1 pseudogene is annotated in these 20,700 nt (G+C 60.0%); it reads left to right on the forward strand.

From position 1 onward, the window contains the following. Positions 1-19: 19 nt before the first annotated feature. Positions 20-20,699: pseudogene (siiEA, locus tag A7589_RS20225) on the forward strand (BapA-related adhesin SiiEA). Position 20,700: the final 1 nt, after the last annotated feature.

Genomic DNA, 20,700 nt, shown 5'->3' on the forward strand with positions numbered 1-20,700 from the left:
ATTTATCAGGAATGCCATTATGAGCCTGATTATTGATGTTATTTCGCGTAAAACATCCGTCAAACAAACGCTGATTAATCCTGGCGACGTCACGGTTGTTATTTATGAGCCCTCTGTGGTGCAGGTTCATGCTCAGGCATCTGCCGTTGCGCGTTACGTTCGCGAAGGAAATGACCTGCTGATCTATATGCAGGATGGCACGGTTATCCGTTGCAACGGCTATTTCCTGCAAGCGACAAATACCAGTGAACAATCTGAACTGGTCTTTACCGATGGACAACAGCTAACCCACGTAACCTTTGCCGATGCCGCAGCGGGGGGATTAGCCCCCGTAGAACTGACCGCCCAGACCACCGCTATTGAAAGTATTGCACCATTTCTTGATACCGTTGCTCAGACCAGCACCTTCCCGTGGGGATGGTTAGCGGGGGCAGCGGTAGGTGGCGGTGCGCTTGGCGCTTTACTGGCAAGCGGTGGTGATGACGATTCAAAAACTGAAGTGGTTAACAACCCTCCGCCACCCGCCGAGCCAGGCAATGCAACCCCATCATTTTTAGTCACCGATAATCAGGGCGATCAGCGCGGCATTCTCGCCACCAATGACATCACAGATGACACCACGCCAACCTTTAGCGGTAGCGGGCAGGCGGGGGCGACCATCCAGATCAATGACAGCAACGGCAACACCATCGCCAGTACCCAGGTAGACAGCAACGGGCACTGGAGCGTCTCTTTACCCACGCAAAGCGCAGGTGAACATACCTGGTCAGTGGTGCAAATTGTCGGCAGCACCATCACTGACGCTGGTTCGATAACGTTAACCATCGACGACAGCCAGGCCAGCGTGCAGGTCGCCACCACCGCAGGCGATAACATTATTAACGCCAGCGAACAGGCCGCTGGATTTACGCTTTCAGGCACGACGAGCAACTTGCCGCAGGGAACAGAACTCAGCGTCACGCTAAACGGCAAAACCTACACGACCAGCGTAGGTGCTAACGGCGCGTGGAGCGTGCAGGTGCCGACCGCTGACGCCCAGGCGTTAGGCGAAGGGAATCAGGCAGTGCTGGTCAGCGGGAAAGATGCCACGGGCAATACGGTCACCGGCGCGCAGCTGTTAACCGTCGATACCCAGCCGCCGACGCTTGCTATCAACACCATCGCCCAGGACAACATTGTCAGCGCCGCAGAACATAACGCCGTGCTGGTACTGAGCGGTACTTCGAATGCTGAAGCCGGGCAAATCGTTACACTGACAGTAAACGGTAAAAGCCATACAGCAACCGTCGGTAGCGACGGCACATGGCAGGTGGCGCTGCCTGCCGCAGAAGTGCAGGCGCTGGCAGATGGTAACTACGCCGTAAATGCCAGCGTCAGCGACCGGGCAGGAAATACCACCAGCAACAGCGCGAATTTCGCGGTAGATACCAGCGCGCCGACGATCAACGTCAACACCGTGGCGGGCGACGATATTCTTAATAATGCCGAACAGGCCGTTGCGCAGATCATCTCCGGAAACGTCAGCGGTGCTTCTCCTGGCGATACGGTGACTGTGAAATTGGGCGCTCATGTCCTGACGGGCGTCGTGCTGGCAGACGGTAGCTGGAATGTGGCGCTGGACCCGGCGGTAACCCGCACGCTGGATCGCGGAGCCAATACGATTTTCGTCACCGTGACAGATGCCGCCGGAAATACTGGCACGGCATCACGTGCAATCACGCTGGTGGGTGTTTCTCCGTTGATCACCATTAACACGGTTTCCGGCGATGACATTATCAGTGGTGCAGAAAAAAATGCGCCACTGACCCTCACCGGCAGCACTCAACAAGCTGAGCCAGGACAAACGGTTACAGTAACCCTCGCCGGACAGAGTTTTACCACTACTGTGCAGGTCGATGGCTCCTGGAGTCTGACAGTACCCGCTGCCGATATGGGTAATCTGCCTGACGGTGCGGTGGCAATTACTGCATCTGTGACGGATCTCAGCGGTAATACCGGGAACACCTCCCGCACCATTACCGTCGACAGCCAGGCGCCGGCCTTAAGCATCGACTCGCTGACCGCCGACAACATCATCAACGCCGCCGAAAGCGGGCAGGATTTGCTCATCACTGGCACTACCGACGCCCAGCCAGGGCAGACGGTTACCGTCACGCTGAATGGACAGACCTATCAGGGCATAGTGCAGTCAGATGGCACCTGGAGCGTGACCGTTCCCGCCGCCAACGTTGACGCGCTGGCTGACGGCAACGCCACGGTCACCGCCAGCGTGAACGATGTCGCCGGTAACCCGACCAGCGTCTCACGCGTGGCGCTGGTCGATGCCACGCCGCCGGTGGTGACCATTAATCCGGTGGCAAGCGATAACGTCATCAATACGCCGGAACACACCCAGGCGCAAATCATCAGCGGCACGGTTACCGGCGCGCAGGCTGGCGATATCGTCACCGTGACCCTCAATAATGTGGATTACACCACGGTGGTGGATGCTTCTGGCAACTGGAGTCTGGGCGTTCCGGCTTCCGTCGTCAGCGGACTGGTGGACGGCAGTTATCCGATCAACGTTTCAGTCACTGACCGCGCCGGAAACAGCGGCAGCCAGTCACTCACTGTCACGGTCAACACCGCCGCGCCGGTCATCGGTATTAACACCATTGCTGGCGATGATGTGATTAACGCCAGCGAAAAAGGAGCCGATGTCCAGATTACCGGCACCAGCGATCAACCTGCTAATACCGCCATCACCGTGACGCTGAACGGGCAAAATTATGCGGCGACGACCGACGCCTCCGGCAACTGGAGCGTCACGGTTCCGGCATCGGCGGTAACCGCATTAGGCCAGGCCAACTACACGGTAACGGCAGCGGTGACCAGTAGTATCGGCAACAGCGCCACCGCCAGCCATAACGTGCTGGTCGATAGCGCACTGCCCGGCGTGACCATCAATCCGGTGGCAACCGACGATATTATTAACGCCGCCGAAGCGGGCGCAGCGCAAACCATCAGCGGACAGGTGACTGGCGCAGCCGTTGGCGACACGGTAACTATTACGTTGGGCGGCAATACCTATACGACTACCGTCCAGGCTGGTTTAAGCTGGAGTGTGAGCGTTCCGGCAGCAGATATTCAGGCGCTGGGTAATGGTGATTTAACGGTTAATGCCTCGGTCACCAATCAAAACGGCAACATTGGCAGCGGCTCGCGTGATATCACCATCGACGCCAATCTGCCTGGCCTGCGGGTCGATACGGTAGCGGGTGATGATGTGGTCAATATCATCGAGCACGGGCAGGCACTGGTGGTCACCGGCAGCAGCTCGGGGCTGGCTGAAGGCACGCCGCTTACCGTCACGATTAATAACGTCGAATACACTACAGCGGTGCAGGCCGATGGTAGCTGGAGCGTGGGCGTTACAGCGGCGCAGGTTAGCGCCTGGCCTGCGGGGACGGTGACGGTTGCCGTGTCCGGGGAAAGTAGCGCCGGAAATCCGGTGAGCATCACCCATCCCGTTACGGTCGATCTCACTCCGGCAGCGATCACCATCAACACCATCGCCACGGACGACGTGATTAACGCCGCAGAAAAAGGCACCGATTTAACCCTTTCCGGCACCACCACTAACGTAGAAGCCGGACAAACGGTCACCGTCACTTTTGGCGGTAAAAATTACACAGCCACGGTTGCAGGCGATGGTAGCTGGACAACCACTGTACCCGCTGCCGATTTAGCGTCATTAACCGATGGTAGCGCCACCGCGCAGGCCAGCGTCAGCAACGTCAACGGCAATAGCGCCTCGGCGGTGCATAACTACAGTGTTGATAGCAGCGCGCCGACCATCATTATCAATACTGTTGCCAGCGACAATATCGTCAACGCCAGTGAAGCCGATGCGGGCGTGACGGTGGGCGGCAGCACCACCGCCGAAGCGGGGCAGATTGTTACTATAACGCTCAATAGCCCGACCGTGCAGACGTATCAGGCAACGGTACAGGCCGACGGCAGCTGGAGCATCAATATTCCGGCGGCAGATCTTGCCGCTCTGACCGATGGCAGCCATACCCTGACGGCGACGGTCAATGACAAAGCGGGCAACCCGGCGAGCACCACGCATAATCTGGAGGTGGATCTCACTGTTCCGGTGCTGACCATCAACACCATTGCGGGCGATGACATTATTAACGCCACCGAGCACGGGCAGGCGCTGGTGATCTCCGGTTCCAGCACCGGCGGGGACGCGGGGGATGTCGTTACCGTCACGCTAAACAGTAAAACCTATACCACGACGCTGGATGCCTCCGGCAACTGGAGCGTCGGCGTTCCGGCAGCGGACGTCACCGCGCTGGGCAGCGGTTCACAAACCGTAACGGCGAGCGTTACCGATGCGGCGGGCAATAGCGATATTGAGACGCACACGGTCACCGTCAACCTTACCGCGCCAACCATTGGCATTAACACCATCGCTACCGATGACATAATTAACGCCACGGAAAAAGGCTCGGATCTGCAAATTACCGGCACCAGTAATCAGCCAGCAGGCACCACAATTACGGTGACGCTGAACGGGCAAAATTACACCGCGACGACGGACGCCGCAGGCAACTGGAGCACCACGGTGCCCGCTTCCGCAGTAGGTGCGCTGGGCGAAGCCAGCTACGTGGTGACAGCGAACGTCACCGACAGCGCGGGCAACAGCAATTCCGCCAGCCATAACGTACAGGTGAATACCGCGCTACCTGGCGTCACTATTAATCCGGTGGCGTCCGACGATATTATTAACGCCGCCGAATCGGGCGTAGCGCAGACCATCAGCGGGCAAGTGACGGGCGCGGCGGCGGGCGATACCGTCACCGTGACGCTTGGCGGGAAAACGTATACCGCCACCGTACAGGGCAATTTAAGCTGGAGCGTGGACGTTCCGGCGACGGATATTCAGGCCATCGGTAATGGCTCTCTCACGGTTAACGCCTCGGTGACCAACGGCGTTGGCAACACCGGCAGCGGCACGCGTGAGATCGCGATAGACGCTAATCTTCCGGGGCTGCGCGTCGATACCGTGGCGGGTGATGATGTGGTCAACAGCATCGAGCACGCTCAGGCGCTGGTGATAACCGGTAGCAGCAGCGGGCTGGCGGCGGGCGCGGCGCTGACGGTGGTGATTAACACGGTCACTTACGCTGCGACCGTATTAGCCGATGGCACATGGAGCGTTGGTGTTCCGGCGGCAGATGTGGGCAACTGGCCTGCGGGTACGGTGAATATTACGGTTTCAGGTGCTACTAGCGCAGGAAACCCGGTCACTATCACTCATCCGGTCACCGTCGATCTGGCAGCGGTGGCGATTTCCATTAACACCGTTTCTGGTGATGATGTGATTAACGCCGCCGAAAAAGGGGGAGAGTTAACCCTTTCCGGCAGCACCTCCGGCGTGGAAGCGGGGCAAACGGTCACCGTCACCTTTGGCGGGAAAAGCTATACCGCCGCCGTAGCGGGCGATGGTAGCTGGACAACCACCGTACCTGCCGCCGATCTTGCTACATTACGCGACGGCGACGCCACCGCGCAGGCCAGCGTCAGCACTATTAACGGCAACACGGCTTCGGCAACGCACGCCTACAGCGTCGATGCCACAGCCCCGACACTTGCCATTAACACCATCGCCACCGACGATATTCTGAACGCCGCCGAGGCGGGCAATCCGTTAACCATCAGCGGCAGCAGTAACGCCGAAGCGGGTCAGACGGTGACCGTCACGCTTAATGGCGTGACTTACACCGGCACTGTCCAGGCGGACGGAAGCTGGAGCGTCAGCGTGCCGACGGCAGATCTCAGCAATCTGACCGCCAGCCCGTACACGGTCAGCGCCTCGGTAAACGACAAAGCGGGTAACCCGGCGTCCGCCACTCACGGGCTGGCGGTGGATCTCACCGTGCCGGTGCTGACCATTAACACCGTCTCGGGCGATGGCATTATTAACGCCGCCGAACACGGACAGGCGCTGGTGATCTCCGGTTCCAGCACTGGCGGCGAAGCGGGCGATGTCATCACCGTCACGCTAAACAGTAAAACCTACACCACCTCGCTGGATGCTTCCGGCAACTGGAGCGTCGGCGTTCCGGCGGCAGATGTCACCGCGCTTGGCAGCGGCGCGCAAACCATCACCGCGACCATTACCGACGCGGCAGGCAACAGCGACGACGCCAGCCACACGATCACTGTGAATCTCACCTCGCCAACCATTGGTATCAACACTATCGCCAGCGATGACGTGATTAACGCCACGGAAAAAGGCGCAGATCTGCAAATTTCCGGCACCAGTAATCAGCCTGCTGGCACTACGGTTACGGTGACGCTGAACGGGAAAAATTACACCGCCACCACAGATGCTTCCGGTAACTGGAGCGCCACGGTGCCAGCCTCGGCGGTTAGCGCGCTGGGTGAAGCCAACTACCCGGTAACGGCAAACGTCACCGACACGGCAGGCAACAGCAATTCCGCCAGCCATAATGTGCTGGTCAACAGCGCCTTACCTGCTGTCACCATTAACGCGGTGGCGACCGACGATATTATTAACGCTGCTGAATCCGGCAACGCGCAAACCATCAGCGGGCAGGTCACGGGCGCAGCGCAGGGAGATACGGTCACCGTTACGTTGGGCGGCAACACCTACACCGCCACGGTGCAGGCCAATTTAAGCTGGAGCGTGGACGTTCCGGCGGCGGATATTCAGGCTATCGGCAACGGTTCTCTCACCGTACACGCCTCGGTGACCAACGTCGTAGGCAATACCGGCAGCGGTTCGCGAGACATCACTATCGACGCTAATCTGCCTGGCCTGCGGGTTGATACCGTGGCGGGCGATGACGTCATAAACAGCATTGAGCACAATCAGGCGCTGGTGATCACCGGTAGCAGCACCGGGCTAACGGCGGGAACGGCGTTAACGGTCGTGATTAACAGCGTCACCTATGGCGCAACGGTGTTAGCTGATGGTACATGGAACCTCGGCGTTCCGGCGGCAGACGTCAGCAACTGGCCTGCGGGAACGGTCGATATTACGGTAAGCGGCACCAACAGTGCCGGAACAACCTCCACCATTACCCATCCAGTCACCGTCGATCTGGCGGCGGTCGCTATCACCATTAACACCCTTTCCGGCGATGATGTGATCAACGCCGTCGAAAAAGGCGAAACGCTGGTCGTAAGCGGCAGCACCAGCGGTGTGGAAGCCGGGCAAACGGTGACCGTGACCTTTGGCGGCAAAAATTACACCACCACCGTGGAAGCCAACGGTAGCTGGACGGTGAATGTGCCGCCTGCCGATCTCGCTGCGCTGCCGGACGGCGCGGGCAATGTGCAGGCGAGCGTCAGCAACATTAACGGCAACAGCGCCCAGGCGGATCGCGCGTATAGCGTCGATACCACCGCGCCGCTTGTGACCATTAACACCATCGCCAGTGACGATATTCTCAACGTGAGCGAAGCGGGCGCGGGAGTAACCATCAGCGGCACCACCACGGCGCAGGCCGGGCAGACGCTGACCGTCACGCTCAATAACAACACTTACCAGACCACCGTCCAGGCCGATGGCACCTGGAGCGTGAACGTTCCGGCAACGGAATTAAGCGGATTAACCGCCAGCACTTATACCGTGACTGCGACGGTGAGCGACAAAGCGGGCAACCCGGCAAGCGCCGACCATGCGCTGGCGGTGGATGTCACCGCGCCGGATCTCACCATTAACACCGTCGCGGGCGATGACATCATCAACGCCATCGAACACGGGCAGGCGCTGGTGGTGAGCGGAACCAGTACGGGCGCGGCGGCGGGCGATGTGGTTACGGTTAGCCTGAACGGTAAAAACTACACCACCACGCTGGATGCCTCCGGTAACTGGAGCGTGGGTATTCCGGCGGCGGATGTCACGGCGCTGGCAACCGGCAGCCAGACCATCACCGCCAGCCTGATCGATCGCGCGGGCAACAGCGACAGCACGACTCACGATGTGACCGTTGATCTCAGCGGCCCGACGTTGACCATCAATACCGTTTCCGGCGATGACATCATTAATAATGTGGAGAAAACTCAGGATCTGACCATCAGCGGCGGCTCCAGCGGTCTGGCGACCGGCACCACGGTCACGGTGATGTTGAACGGCCTGGCGTACAGCGCCACCACCGACGGTTCTGGCAACTGGAGCGTTACCGTGCCAGCTTCGGCGGTCGGCGCCCTGGGCGAGGCGGTTTATTCGATTAGCGCCAGCGCCACCGACAGCGCGGGCAACAGCGGCAGTACTACCCATACAGTGAATGTCGAATCACTCCTGCCAGGGGTGATCATTAATACCGTGGCGGGCGATGACATTATCAACGCCGCTGAAATCGCCGTTAACCAGACCATTAGCGGTCAGGTAACGGGAACGGCGCAGGCGGGGAATACGGTCACAGTCACGCTCGGCGGCAACCAATACGTCGCCACCGTGCAACCAGATTTAAGCTGGAGCGTCAGCGTGCCTGCGGCAGATTTGCAGGCGTTGGGTAGCGGTGAGCTGACCATCAGCGCCTCGGTCACCAACACTACAGGCAATACCGGCACCGCCACACACGACATCGTGATAGATGCCAACCTGCCAGGTTTGCGCGTCGATACCGTAGCAGGCGATGATGTGGTCAATATTATCGAACACGGTCAGGCACTGGTGGTAACCGGCAGCAGTACCGGGCTGGCGGTGGGAACGCCACTGACAGTGGAAATCAACAGCGTCACCTACGGCGCAACGATACTCGCCGATGGCACCTGGAGCGTCGGCGTTCCGGCGGCAGATGTCGCTAACTGGCCGGCGGGGACGATCGATATTGCGGTTTCAGGCACCAATACCGCCGGAACGACTACCAGCATTAGCCATCCGGTTACGGTCGATCTCGCTACTGTGGCGATCACCATCAACACTCTTTCTACTGACGATGTGATTAACGCCGCCGAAAAAGGCAGTGATTTACAGCTCTCCGGCACCACCTTCGGCGTGGAAGCGGGGCAGACCATTACCGTCATATTTGGCGGCAAAAGCTACACCACCACGGTGGCAACGGGCGGGAGCTGGGGGCTGACGGTTCCAGCCGCCGATCTCGCAACCTTGCCAGACGGCATAGCAAACGTACAAGCCAGCGTCAGCAACGTAGCTGGCAACATTGCCCAGACAACACATGCTTACAGCGTTGATGCCACCGCGCCTTCCGTTACTATCAACACCATCGCCACGGACGATATTCTTAACGCCGCCGAAGCCGGAACGGCGCTGACCATCAGCGGCACCAGTACGGCGGAAGCCGGGCAGACGGTGACCGTGACGCTTAACGGCGTTAATTACAGCGGCAACGTACAGGCAGACGGAAGCTGGAGCGTCAGCGTACCGACTGGCGATTTAGCGAATCTCACCGCCAGCCCGTATACCGTCAACGCAGCGGTCAGCGACAAAGCCGGAAATCCGGCCTCGGCAACGCATAATCTGGCGGTGGATATGCTTGCCCCGGTCGTGACTATCAACACGGTAGCGGGCGATGACATCATCAATGCCACTGAACACAGCCAGGCGCAGATTATCAGCGGCTCGGCAACGGGCGCGACGACGGGTAACACGGTTTCCGTGACGATTGGCACGACCACCTACACCACCGTGCTGGACGCCAACGGCAACTGGAGCATCGGCGTGCCTGCCAGCGTGATTTCCGCACTGGCGCAGGGCGATGTGACCATTACCGCCACGGTCACCGACTCCGCAGGCAACAGCGGCACAGCCTCGCACACTGTCAGCGTGGCGCTCGGCGCGCCGGTGCTCGGCATTAACACCATCGCCGTCGACGACATTATCAACGCCACGGAGAAAGGCGCGGTTCTGGCAATTTCCGGCACCAGCAACCAGCCTGCGGGCACGCAGATTACCGTTACGCTAAACGGGCAAAATTACACCACCACTGCCGATGCTTCCGGTAACTGGAGCGTGACCGTTCCGGCGTCTGCGGTTGGTACGCTTGGTGAAGCGACTTATACCGTGACCGCCGCCGCAACCGATGCTGATGGCAACAGCGGTTCCGCCAGCCATAACGTGCAGGTTAATACCGCGCTGCCGGGCGTCACCATTAACGTTGTGGCGACGGACGATATTATTAACGCTGCCGAAGCCGGGGCAGATCAAACCATCAGCGGTCAGGTTACAGGCGCGGCGGCAGGCGACACGGTAACCGTAACGCTGGGTGGCGAGACTTACACGGCGACAGTGCAGGCCAATTTAAGCTGGAGTATTAATGTTCCGGCAGCCGCTTTACAGGCGTTGGGTAACGGCGAACTAACAATTTCTGCGTCAGTCACAAACAGCGTGGGCAATACTGGCAGCGGTACGCGCGAAATTGTGATTGACGCTAATCTCCCTGGTCTTCGGGTCGATACCGTCGCTGGCGATGATGTGGTGAATATTATCGAGCACGGGCAGGCACTGGTGGTAACCGGCAGCAGTTCTGGTCTGGCAGCGGGGGCGGTACTCACGGTTTCGATTAATAGCCAGACCTATAGCGCAACGGTTTTAGCCGATGGCTCATGGAGCGTCGGCGTTCCGGCGGTGGATGTCAGCGCCTGGCCTGCGGGGACGGTCACCATTACGGTAAACGGTATCAGCAGTGCCGGAAATCCGGTCAGTGTCACGCATCCGGTCACCGTCGATCTCACGGCGATCGCTATCAGCATTAACACCATTACCGCCGATGATGTGATTAACGTCGCCGAAAAAGGCGCGGCGTTAACGCTCTCCGGCAGCACGTCCGGCGTGGAATCAGGGCAAACGGTCACCGTCACCTTTGGCGGCAAAAACTACACGGCAATCGTCGCGGCAGATGGTTCCTGGAGCACCACGGTTCCGGCGGCGGATATGGCAACCCTGCGTGATGGCGATGCCAGCGCACAGGCCAGCGTCAGCAACGTTAATGGCAACAGCGCCACCACCACCCACGTTTACAGCGTCGATGCCAGCGCGCCAACGGTGACCATCAACACTATTGCGGGCGACGACATTCTTAACGCCACCGAAGCCGGTACGGCGCTGACCATCACCGGCAGCAGCACGGCGGAAGCGGGGCAAACGGTCACCGTCACGCTCAATGGCGCAAACTATAGCGGCACGGTACAAACGGACGGTAGCTGGAGCGTCAGTGTGCCGCCAGCAGCGTTAAGCGCCTTGACCGCCAGTAACTACACCGTTAGTGCGGCAGTGACGGACAAAGCCGGAAACCCGGCCTCGGTTAACCACAACCTGACGGTGGATACTTCCGTTCCGCTCGTCACCATCAACACGGTGGCGGGCGATGATGTGATCAACGCAACGGAACACGCTCAGGCGCAGATTATCAGCGGCTCCGCCACTGGTGCGGCAACCGGTAGCACCGTCACGGTAACTATCGGCACAAATACCTTCACCACCGTGTTGGATGCCAGCGGTAACTGGAGCGTCGGCGTACCGGCAAGCGTTGTCTCGGCGCTGGCGAACGGCACGGTGACCATCAACGCCAGCGTCACCGATGCCGGGGGTAACAGCGGCAGCGCCACGCATCAGGTGACGGTCAATACCGGGCTGCCGACCATTACCTTTAACGCCATCAGCGGCGATAACGTGCTGAATGCCGATGAAAAAGGCCAGCCGTTGACCATCAGCGGCGGCAGTACGGGGCTGGCGACCGGCGCACAGGTTACCGTCACGCTCAACGGTCACAACTACAGCGCCACCACCGACGCGGCGGGCAACTGGACGTTAACCGTACCGGTGAGCGATCTGGCGGCCTTAGGCCAGGCTAACTATACCGTCAGCGCCAGTGCCACCAGTGCGGTGGGTAACACCGCCAGCAGCCAGGCGAATTTACTGGTCGACAGCGGTCTTCCGGGCGTCACCATCAACACGGTTGCGGGCGACGATATTATCAACGCGGCTGAAGCGGGCGCCGATCAAACCATCAGCGGGGTGGTGACCCGCGCCGCCGCAGGCGATACGGTTACCATCACGCTGGGCGGTAATACTTACACAGCGCAAGTTCAGCCCGATTTAAGCTGGAGCGTCAGCGTTCCGGCAGCCGATCTCCAGGCGCTGGGCAATGGCGATTTAACCATTAACGCCTCCGTCACTAACGCCAGTGGCAACACGGGTAGCGGCACGCGCGACATAACTATTGACGCCAACCTGCCAGGTCTGCGGGTGGATACCGTCGCGGGCGATGATATCGTCAACAGCATCGAACACGGGCAGGCGCTGGTGATCACCGGCGGCAGCAGCGGCCTGAATGCAGGCGTGCCGTTGACGATCACGATTAACGGTACGGCTTATTCCGCCACGGTACAGGCGGACGGGAGCTGGAGCGTCGGTATTCCGGCAGCAAACGTCAGCGCCTGGCCTGCGGGGCCGTTAACTGTTGACGTGACAGGCGAGAGCAGCGCCGGAAATCAGGTCAGCGTCAGCCATCCGTTCACCGTCGATTTAACGGCGGTGGCTATCAGCATCAACACCGTTGCCAGCGACGACGTAATTAATGCCGCCGAAAAAGGCACCGACCTGACCCTTTCCGGCAGCACCAGCGGGATTGAAAGCGGGCAAACCGTTACCGTTACTTTTGGCGGCAAAACCTACACTGCAAGCGTCGCCGCCAACGGAAGCTGGAGCGTAACTGTTCCGGCGGCGGATCTGGCAACCCTGCCAGACGGCGCGGCAAACGTGCAGGCCAGTATCAGTAGTGCGAGCGGCAATAACGCTTCGGCGACCCATGCGTACAGCGTCGATGCCAGTGCGCCGACGCTCACCATTAACACCATCGCCAGCGACGATATTCTTAACGCCGCAGAGGCCGGAAGCCCGCTCACTATCAGCGGCACCAGCACCGCCGAAACCGGGCAGACGGTGAGCGTCACCCTTAACGGCGTAACCTACACCGGTAATGTACAGGCGGACGGTAGCTGGAGCGTTAGCGTCCCTGCGTCATCACTCGTGGCGCTGACCGCAAGCAATTACACCGTCAGCGCCACGGTCAACGACAAAGCGGGCAACCCCGGCAGCGCCAGCCATAATCTGGCGATAGACACCACCGCGCCGGTTCTCACCATTAACACCGTAGCGGGCGATGACATCATCAACGATGCCGAACACGCGCAGGCGCTGGTGATCTCCGGCACCAGCAGCGGCGGATGTGACGGCGCTGGGTAGCGGTGCGCAGACCATCACCGCCAGCGTCAGCGATCGGGCAGGCAACAGCGACGACGCCAGCCGCACCGTGACCGTCAGCCTCAGCGCGCCAGTGATTAGCATTAACACCATCGCGGGCGATGATGTGATCAACGCGACGGAAAAAGGATCCGATCTGGCGCTTTCTGGCACCAGCGATCAGCCTGCGGGTACGGCGATCACCGTCACCCTGAACGGACAAAACTACAGCACCACTACCGACGCCTCCGGTAACTGGAGCGTCACCGTTCCCGCCTCGGCGGTTAGTGCGCTGGGCGAAGCGACATATAGCGTCACGGCGAGCGTTACCAATGCTCAGGGCAACAGCAGCACCGCCAGTCATAACGTACAGGTCAATACCGCGCTGCCGGGCGTTACCATTAATCCGGTCGCAACTGACGACATTATCAATGCCGCCGAAGCAGGCAGCGCGCAAACCATCAGCGGCCAGGTAACCGGTGCGGCGGCGGGCAGTACCGTCACCGTTGCGCTGGGCGGTAAAACTTACAGTGCCACTGTACAGCCAGATTTGAGCTGGAGCATCAGCGTACCTTCCGCCGACTGGCAGGCGCTGGGTAACGGTGAGTTAACCGTTAACGCCTCGGTGACCAACGGCGTTGGCAACACCGGCAGCGGCACGCGCGATATCACCATCGACGCCAGTCTGCCTGGTCTGCGGGTCGATACCGTCGCAGGTGATGATGTGGTCAATATCATCGAACACGGTCAGGCGCAGGTGATCACCGGCAGCAGTTCCGGCTTTGCGGCAGGCACGGCGCTGACGGTGGTGATTAATAACCAAACTTACGCCGCCACAGTGCTGGCGAATGGCAACTGGAGCGTCGGCGTTCCGGCGGCAGATGTCAGTAACTGGCCTGCGGGAACGCTGAATATTACCGTTAGCGGGGCGAACAGTGCCGGAACGCAAACCAGCATTACCCATCCGCTGACCGTTGATCTCAACGCCGTCGCCATCAGCATGAACAGCATCACCAGCGATGATGTGATTAATGCCGTTGAAAAAGGCGCGGCATTAACGCTCTCCGGCAGCACATCCGGCGTCGAAGCGGGGCAAACCGTCACCGTTACCTTTGGCGGTAAAACCTACACCACCACGGTGGCGGCTAACGGTAGCTGGACCACCACCGTTCCGGCGGCGGATATGGCGACGTTACGTGATGGCGATGCCAGCGCCCAGGTGCGGGTAACTAACGTCAACGGCAACAGCGCCACGGCAACGCATGAATACAGCGTCGATAGCGCCGCGCCAACGGTGACCATCAACACCATTGCCAGCGATAACATCATCAATGCCAGCGAAGCGGCAGCGGGCGTAACGGTGTCCGGCACCAGCACGGCGGAAACCGGGCAGACGCTCACCATCACGCTTAACGGCACTACCTACCAGACCACGGTGCAGGTAGACGGCAGCTGGAGCTTAACGCTGCCTGCCAGTGCTTTAACCACGCTTGCTAATAACAGTTACACGCTCACCGCAACGGTCAGCGATCTGGCGGGTAACTCCGGCAGCGCCAGCAAAGGCGTAACCGTCGATACCACCGCGCCGGTGATCAGTTTTAACACCGTGGCGGGCGATGACGTAATTAACAACGTCGAACACACTCAGGCGCAGATTATCAGCGGCACCGCCACGGGCGCGGTGGCGGGCGACCGCCTGGTGGTGACCATCGCCGGGCAGCAGTATGTCACCAGCACCGATGCCAGCGGCAACTGGAGCGTCGGCGTGCCTGCCAGCGTGATTTCTGGCCTTGCGGACGGCACGGTGACTATCAGCGCCACCATCACTGATAGCGCAGGCAACAGCAGCACGCAAACGCATAATGTGCAGGTGAATACGGCGGCGGTGTCGCTCTCGGTCAGCACCATCAGCGGCGATAACCTTATTAATGCCGCCGAAGCAGGCAGTGCGCTGACCCTGAGCGGCACCGGCACCAATTTTGCGACAGGCACTGTGGTGACCGTGCTGCTTAACGGCAAAGGCTACAGCGCCACCATTCAAAGCAACGGGAGCTGGAGCGTAAATGTGCCAGCGGCAGACGTTGCGGCACTTGCTGATGGCACCAGCTATACGGTTAGCGCCTCCGCCCAGGACAGCGCAGGAAACAGCGCCACGGCCTCGCGCAGCGTGGCCGTGGATCTCACCGCGCCGGTTATCAGCATTAATACCGTTTCGACGGACGACCGACTCAACGCAGCCGAACAGCAGCAGCCGTTAACCCTTAACGGCTCGACCAGCGCGGAAGTCGGGCAGACGGTCACCGTGACCTTTGGCGGCAAAACCTATACCGCCACGGTTGCCGCCAATGGCACCTGGGCGCTGAACGTACCTGCGGCGGATCTGGCAACGCTCGGGCAGGGCGCGCAGACCATCACCGCCAGCGTGAACGATCGCGCGGGCAACCCCGGTCAAACCACGCACACCCTGACCGTTGACACCGCTGCGCCGACGGTGACCATCGCCACGGTAGCGGGCGACGATATTATTAACAACGCCGAGCAGCTTGCCGGGCAGACCATCAGCGGCACCACCACCGCCGAAGTGGGACAGACGGTAACCGTCACCTTTAACGGTCAGAGCTGGACCGCAACGGTCGCCAGCGGTGGAAGCTGGTCGGTATTTATTCCGGCGCAGCAGTTTGCCGGATTAAGCGACGGCAGTTACACCATTAGCGCGACGGTCAGCGATCAGGCCGGAAACCCCGGCAGCGCCAGCCGTGGCGTCACGTTGAACGGTGACGTCCCCACCGTCACCATCAACACCTTTGCGGGCGATGATGTGGTGAATGCGGCGGAACATGGCTCATCTCTGGTTATCAGCGGCACCACCACCGCGCCAGTCGGGCAGACGCTGACCCTGACCTTAAACGGCAAAACCTACACCACCACCGTGCAGACGGGCGGTAGCTGGAGCTACACTCTCGGCAGCGCCGATGTCACCGCGCTGGCGGACGGCAACGCCTACGTGATTAACGCCTCGGTGAGCAACGCCATTGGCAATACCGGCAGCAGCAATCACAGTATTACCGTCGATCTCAGCGCCCCGGCGATGGGGATTAATATCGATTCCCTGCAAGCCGACACCGGCCTTAGCGCCAGCGACTTTATCACCAGCGTCAGCCCGGTAGTGGTCAATGGCTCGCTCACCGCCGCGCTTGCCAGTAACGAGACGGCGCAAATCAGTATCGACGGCGGCGCAACCTGGAGCACGCTCACCGTGACCGGCACGACCTGGCGCTATAACGACAGCCGCACGCTGACTGATGGCAATTATCTCTATCAGGTGCGGGTGATTGATGCGGCGGGCAACGTCGGCGCGACTGACAGCCAGAATGTGGTGATCGACACCATCGCGCCAGATCCAGCGGTGAAAACCATCGCCATCAGCGCGATCACCACCGATACGGGCTTGATCACTAACGATTTTGTCACCAGCGATACGACGCTTGCGGTGAGCGGCTCGCTGGGGGCGACGCTGGCTGCCGGTGAGTTCGCGCAAATCAGCATCGACGGCGGTATAACCTGGCAGAATCTTTCCGTAAGCGGTTTGACCTGGACGTACCTTGACGGGCGCACGCTGACTGACGGCAACTACAACTATCAGGTGCGGGTTATCGACACCGCCGGAAATATCGGCGCGACCGCCAGCCAGATTGTCACCGTTGACACCAGCGCGCCGCTGGCGAGCAAAACCATCGCCATTGCGGGCATTAGCGATGACACCGGTTTAAGCAGCAGCGATTTTGTTACCCGTGACACGACGCTGACCGTGCGCGGGACGCTCGGCGCGACGCTTGCCGCCGATGAACGGGCGCAAATCAGCCTCGATGGCGGCGTTACCTGGACCACGTTAACCGTTATCGGCACCAACTGGAGCTATGCCGATGGTCGCACGCTGACCGACGGCACCTGGAACTACACGGTGCGGGTAGTGGATCTGGCGGGGAACGTCGGGCAGACCGCGACGCAAAACGTGGTGGTCGATACCACCAGTCCCGAAGCGGCGAAAAGCATCACCATTATCGGTATCAGCGATGACACCGGCGCCAGCAGCAGCGACTTTATTACCAGCGATACCACGCTTACCGTTCGCGGCGTGCTGGGCGCGGCGCTCGGTGCTAACGAGTTCGCGCAAATCAGTACCGACAACGGCGCAACCTGGGTGAATGTGACGCTGGCGGCTGACGGCCTGAACTGGACATACGTGGATGGGCGCACGTTGACTAACGGCACGACCACCTGGCAGGTGCGAGTGGTCGATCTGGCAGGCAACGTCGGCGCAACGGGCAGCCAGACGGCGCAAATCGACACCGTTAACCCGGCGCAGGTGTTGACCATCGCCAGCATCAGCACCGACACGGGGAGTTCAGCCACCGATTTTATCACCAGCGATACCACGCTCACACTGACCGGTTCGCTGGGGGCGGGGCTTGCCAGCGGCGAAGTGGCGCAGATTAGCCTCGACGGCGGCGCGACCTGGACTACGCTCACCACTAACGGCACGCAATGGACTTACACCGACAGCCGCACGCTGACCGACGGTAGCTATGTTTATCAGGTGCGGGTACTGGATCTGGCGGGAAATACCGGTCCGGTGGTATCGAAAACGGTGGTGGTCGATACGATTAACCCCACCGCCACGCCAACCATTGTGTCGTATACCGATGATGTCGGGCAGCGACAGGGGACGTTAAGCAGTTCGCAGGCTACCGACGACACCACGCCGCTGCTGAACGGTGTGCTCTCCGGCCCGCTGGCCAGCGGCGAAGTGGTTTACCTCTACCGCAACGGCCTGCTGTTAGGCGCGGTGACGATGGTCGGCGCACTGAACTGGACCTACAGCGACAGCGGGCTGGTCAGCGGTGCCTATACCTACAGTGCGCGAGTAGTGGATTTGGCAGGGAACATCACCTCCTCCAGCGATTTTATCCTGACGGTGGATACCTCTATTCCGACCACGCTGGCGCAAATCACCAGCCAGACCACCCGCGACACCACGCCAATTATCAGCGGGGTGATCACTGCCGCACTTGCCAGTGGGCAGTATGTTGAAGTGGTGATCAACGGTAAAACGTACACCTCGCAGCCGGGCGGTGCGGTGGTGGTCGATCCGGCGCACAATACCTGGTATGTGCAACTGCCGGATACCGATGTGCTGGCAACATCTGCTACTGCGTATAACGTCACCGCGCAGGTGAAAAGCTCGGCGGGCAACGGCAACACCGCCAACGTCAGCAACGGCACGGTGACGGTCAACGCGGCGATTGATTACACGCCAGCCTGGACGACCGCCAATAAAACGACGGCCTGGGGGCTGACCTACGGCCTCGACAACCACGGGATGTGGACGGTGCTTGCCAACCAGCAGGTGATGCAATCAACCGACCCGCTCACCTGGTCGAAAACCGCCCTGACGCTGGTGCAAAGCGGTAACAACTACGCCACCAGTTCTATTGCCGATTACGATCGTAACGGCACGGGCGATCTGTTTATCACGCGTGATGACTACGGCACGGGGTATATCAACGGCTTTACCAATAACGGCGACGGTACGTTTTCCAGTGCCATTCAGGTTAACGTCGGCACGCTGACGTGGTTCGGTTCGATTGTGGCGTTCGATAAAGAGGGCGACGGCTATCTTGATTTCTGGATTGGCGACGCCGGGGGGCCGGACTCCAATACCTTCCTGTGGAACAACGCAGGCACGCTGGTAGGAAACTCCACCACCGCCAACAACGGCGGGAGCGCCACGGTCGGCGGGGTGGTGACGGGGTATCTTTCGCTCAACGAAGGTTCCGGCGTCGATCTTAACAATGACGGCAGGATTGACCTGGTTCAGCACACTTTCAACCTGAATAACTTCTACACACTTTCGTCGCTTATCAGCCAGGGCAACGGCACGTTTGTCTGGGGACAAAACACCATCAACACCTTCCTCAGCACGGCGGGCAGCGGCGGTAACTCGACGTCTGTCTCCATGACCTGGGCAGATTTCGATGGTGACGGCGATATGGATCTCTTCCTGCCCGCCAGCCAGGGAAGAGCTAACTACGGCTCTCTGTTATTCAACACCAACGGCGTGCTGGGAAGTCCGGTGGCGGTGGGGGCAACGGCGACGACCTATGCCAGCCAGTTTAGCCTGGCGGTGGACTGGAACCATGACGGCCTGATGGATATCGCCCGTATCGCCCAGACCGGACAATCCTACCTTTACACCAACGTTGGTGGAGCCAGTAACTGGACGCAGTCGGTACTCGGCGGCAGCCAGAGTGGCACCACCAGCGGCGTAGCGGCAATGGACTACGACTGGGATGGCGCGGTGGATGTGCTGGTAACCAAACAGTCGGGCAGCGTGTTCCTGATCCGCAACACCAACACGGTGAGCTACGGCACGTCGCTGCACCTGCGCATCACCGATCCCAACGGGATTAACGTCTATTACGGCAATACCGTAAAACTGTACAACTCGGCGGGTGTGCTGGTTGCCACGCAAATCATCAATCCACAGTCGGGGATGGGGGTTAACGACACCTCGGCGCTGGTCAACTTCTACGGGCTGAATGCCGGAGAAACCTATAACGCGGTGCTGATCAAATCCACCGGTGCCACCGCCAGCAATATCGACCAGACGGTCAATACCACCTGGGGCGGTTTACAGGCCACCGATGCTACCCACGCTTATGATCTCAGCGCCGAAGCAGGCACCGCGAGCAACAACGGTAAGTTCGTTGGCACCGGTTATAACGACACCTTCTTTGCCACCGCAGGCACCGACACTTACGACGGCTCCGGCGGCTGGGTGTACAGCTCCGGCACCGGAACCTGGCTGGCGAACGGTGGGATGGACGTGGTTGATTTTCGGCTTTCGACGGTGGGCGTGACCGCTAACTTAAGCAGCACCGCCGCACAGGCCACCGGTTTTAACACCTCGACATTTACCAATATCGAGGGGATTTCCGGCTCGAATTTTAACGATACCCTGACCGGCAGCACGGGCGATAACCAACTGGAAGGGCGCGGCGGTAACGACACGCTCAACATCGGCAACGGCGGGCACGACACCTTGCTCTATAAACTGCTCAACGCCAGCGACGCCACCGGCGGCAACGGCTCGGACGTGGTGAATGGCTTTACGGTAGGGACATGGGAAGGCACTGCCGACACCGATCGCATTGATATTCGTGAACTGTTGCAGGGCAGCGGCTACACCGGCAACGGCAAAGCCAGCTACGTCAACGGCGTAGCGACGCTGGATGCGCAGGCCGGAAACATCGGTGATTTTGTCAAAGTTACCCAGAGCGGCAGCGACACCATCGTGCAGATCGACCGCGATGGCACGGGCGGCAATTTTGCGACAACTAACGTGGTCACGCTGACGGGCGTGCATACCGACCTCGCCACGTTGCTGGCGAATCATCAGTTGATGGTGGTGTAGA

The organism is Escherichia sp. MOD1-EC6475 (assembly GCF_003046645.1).
GTDB lineage: Bacteria > Pseudomonadota > Gammaproteobacteria > Enterobacterales > Enterobacteriaceae > Escherichia > Escherichia ruysiae.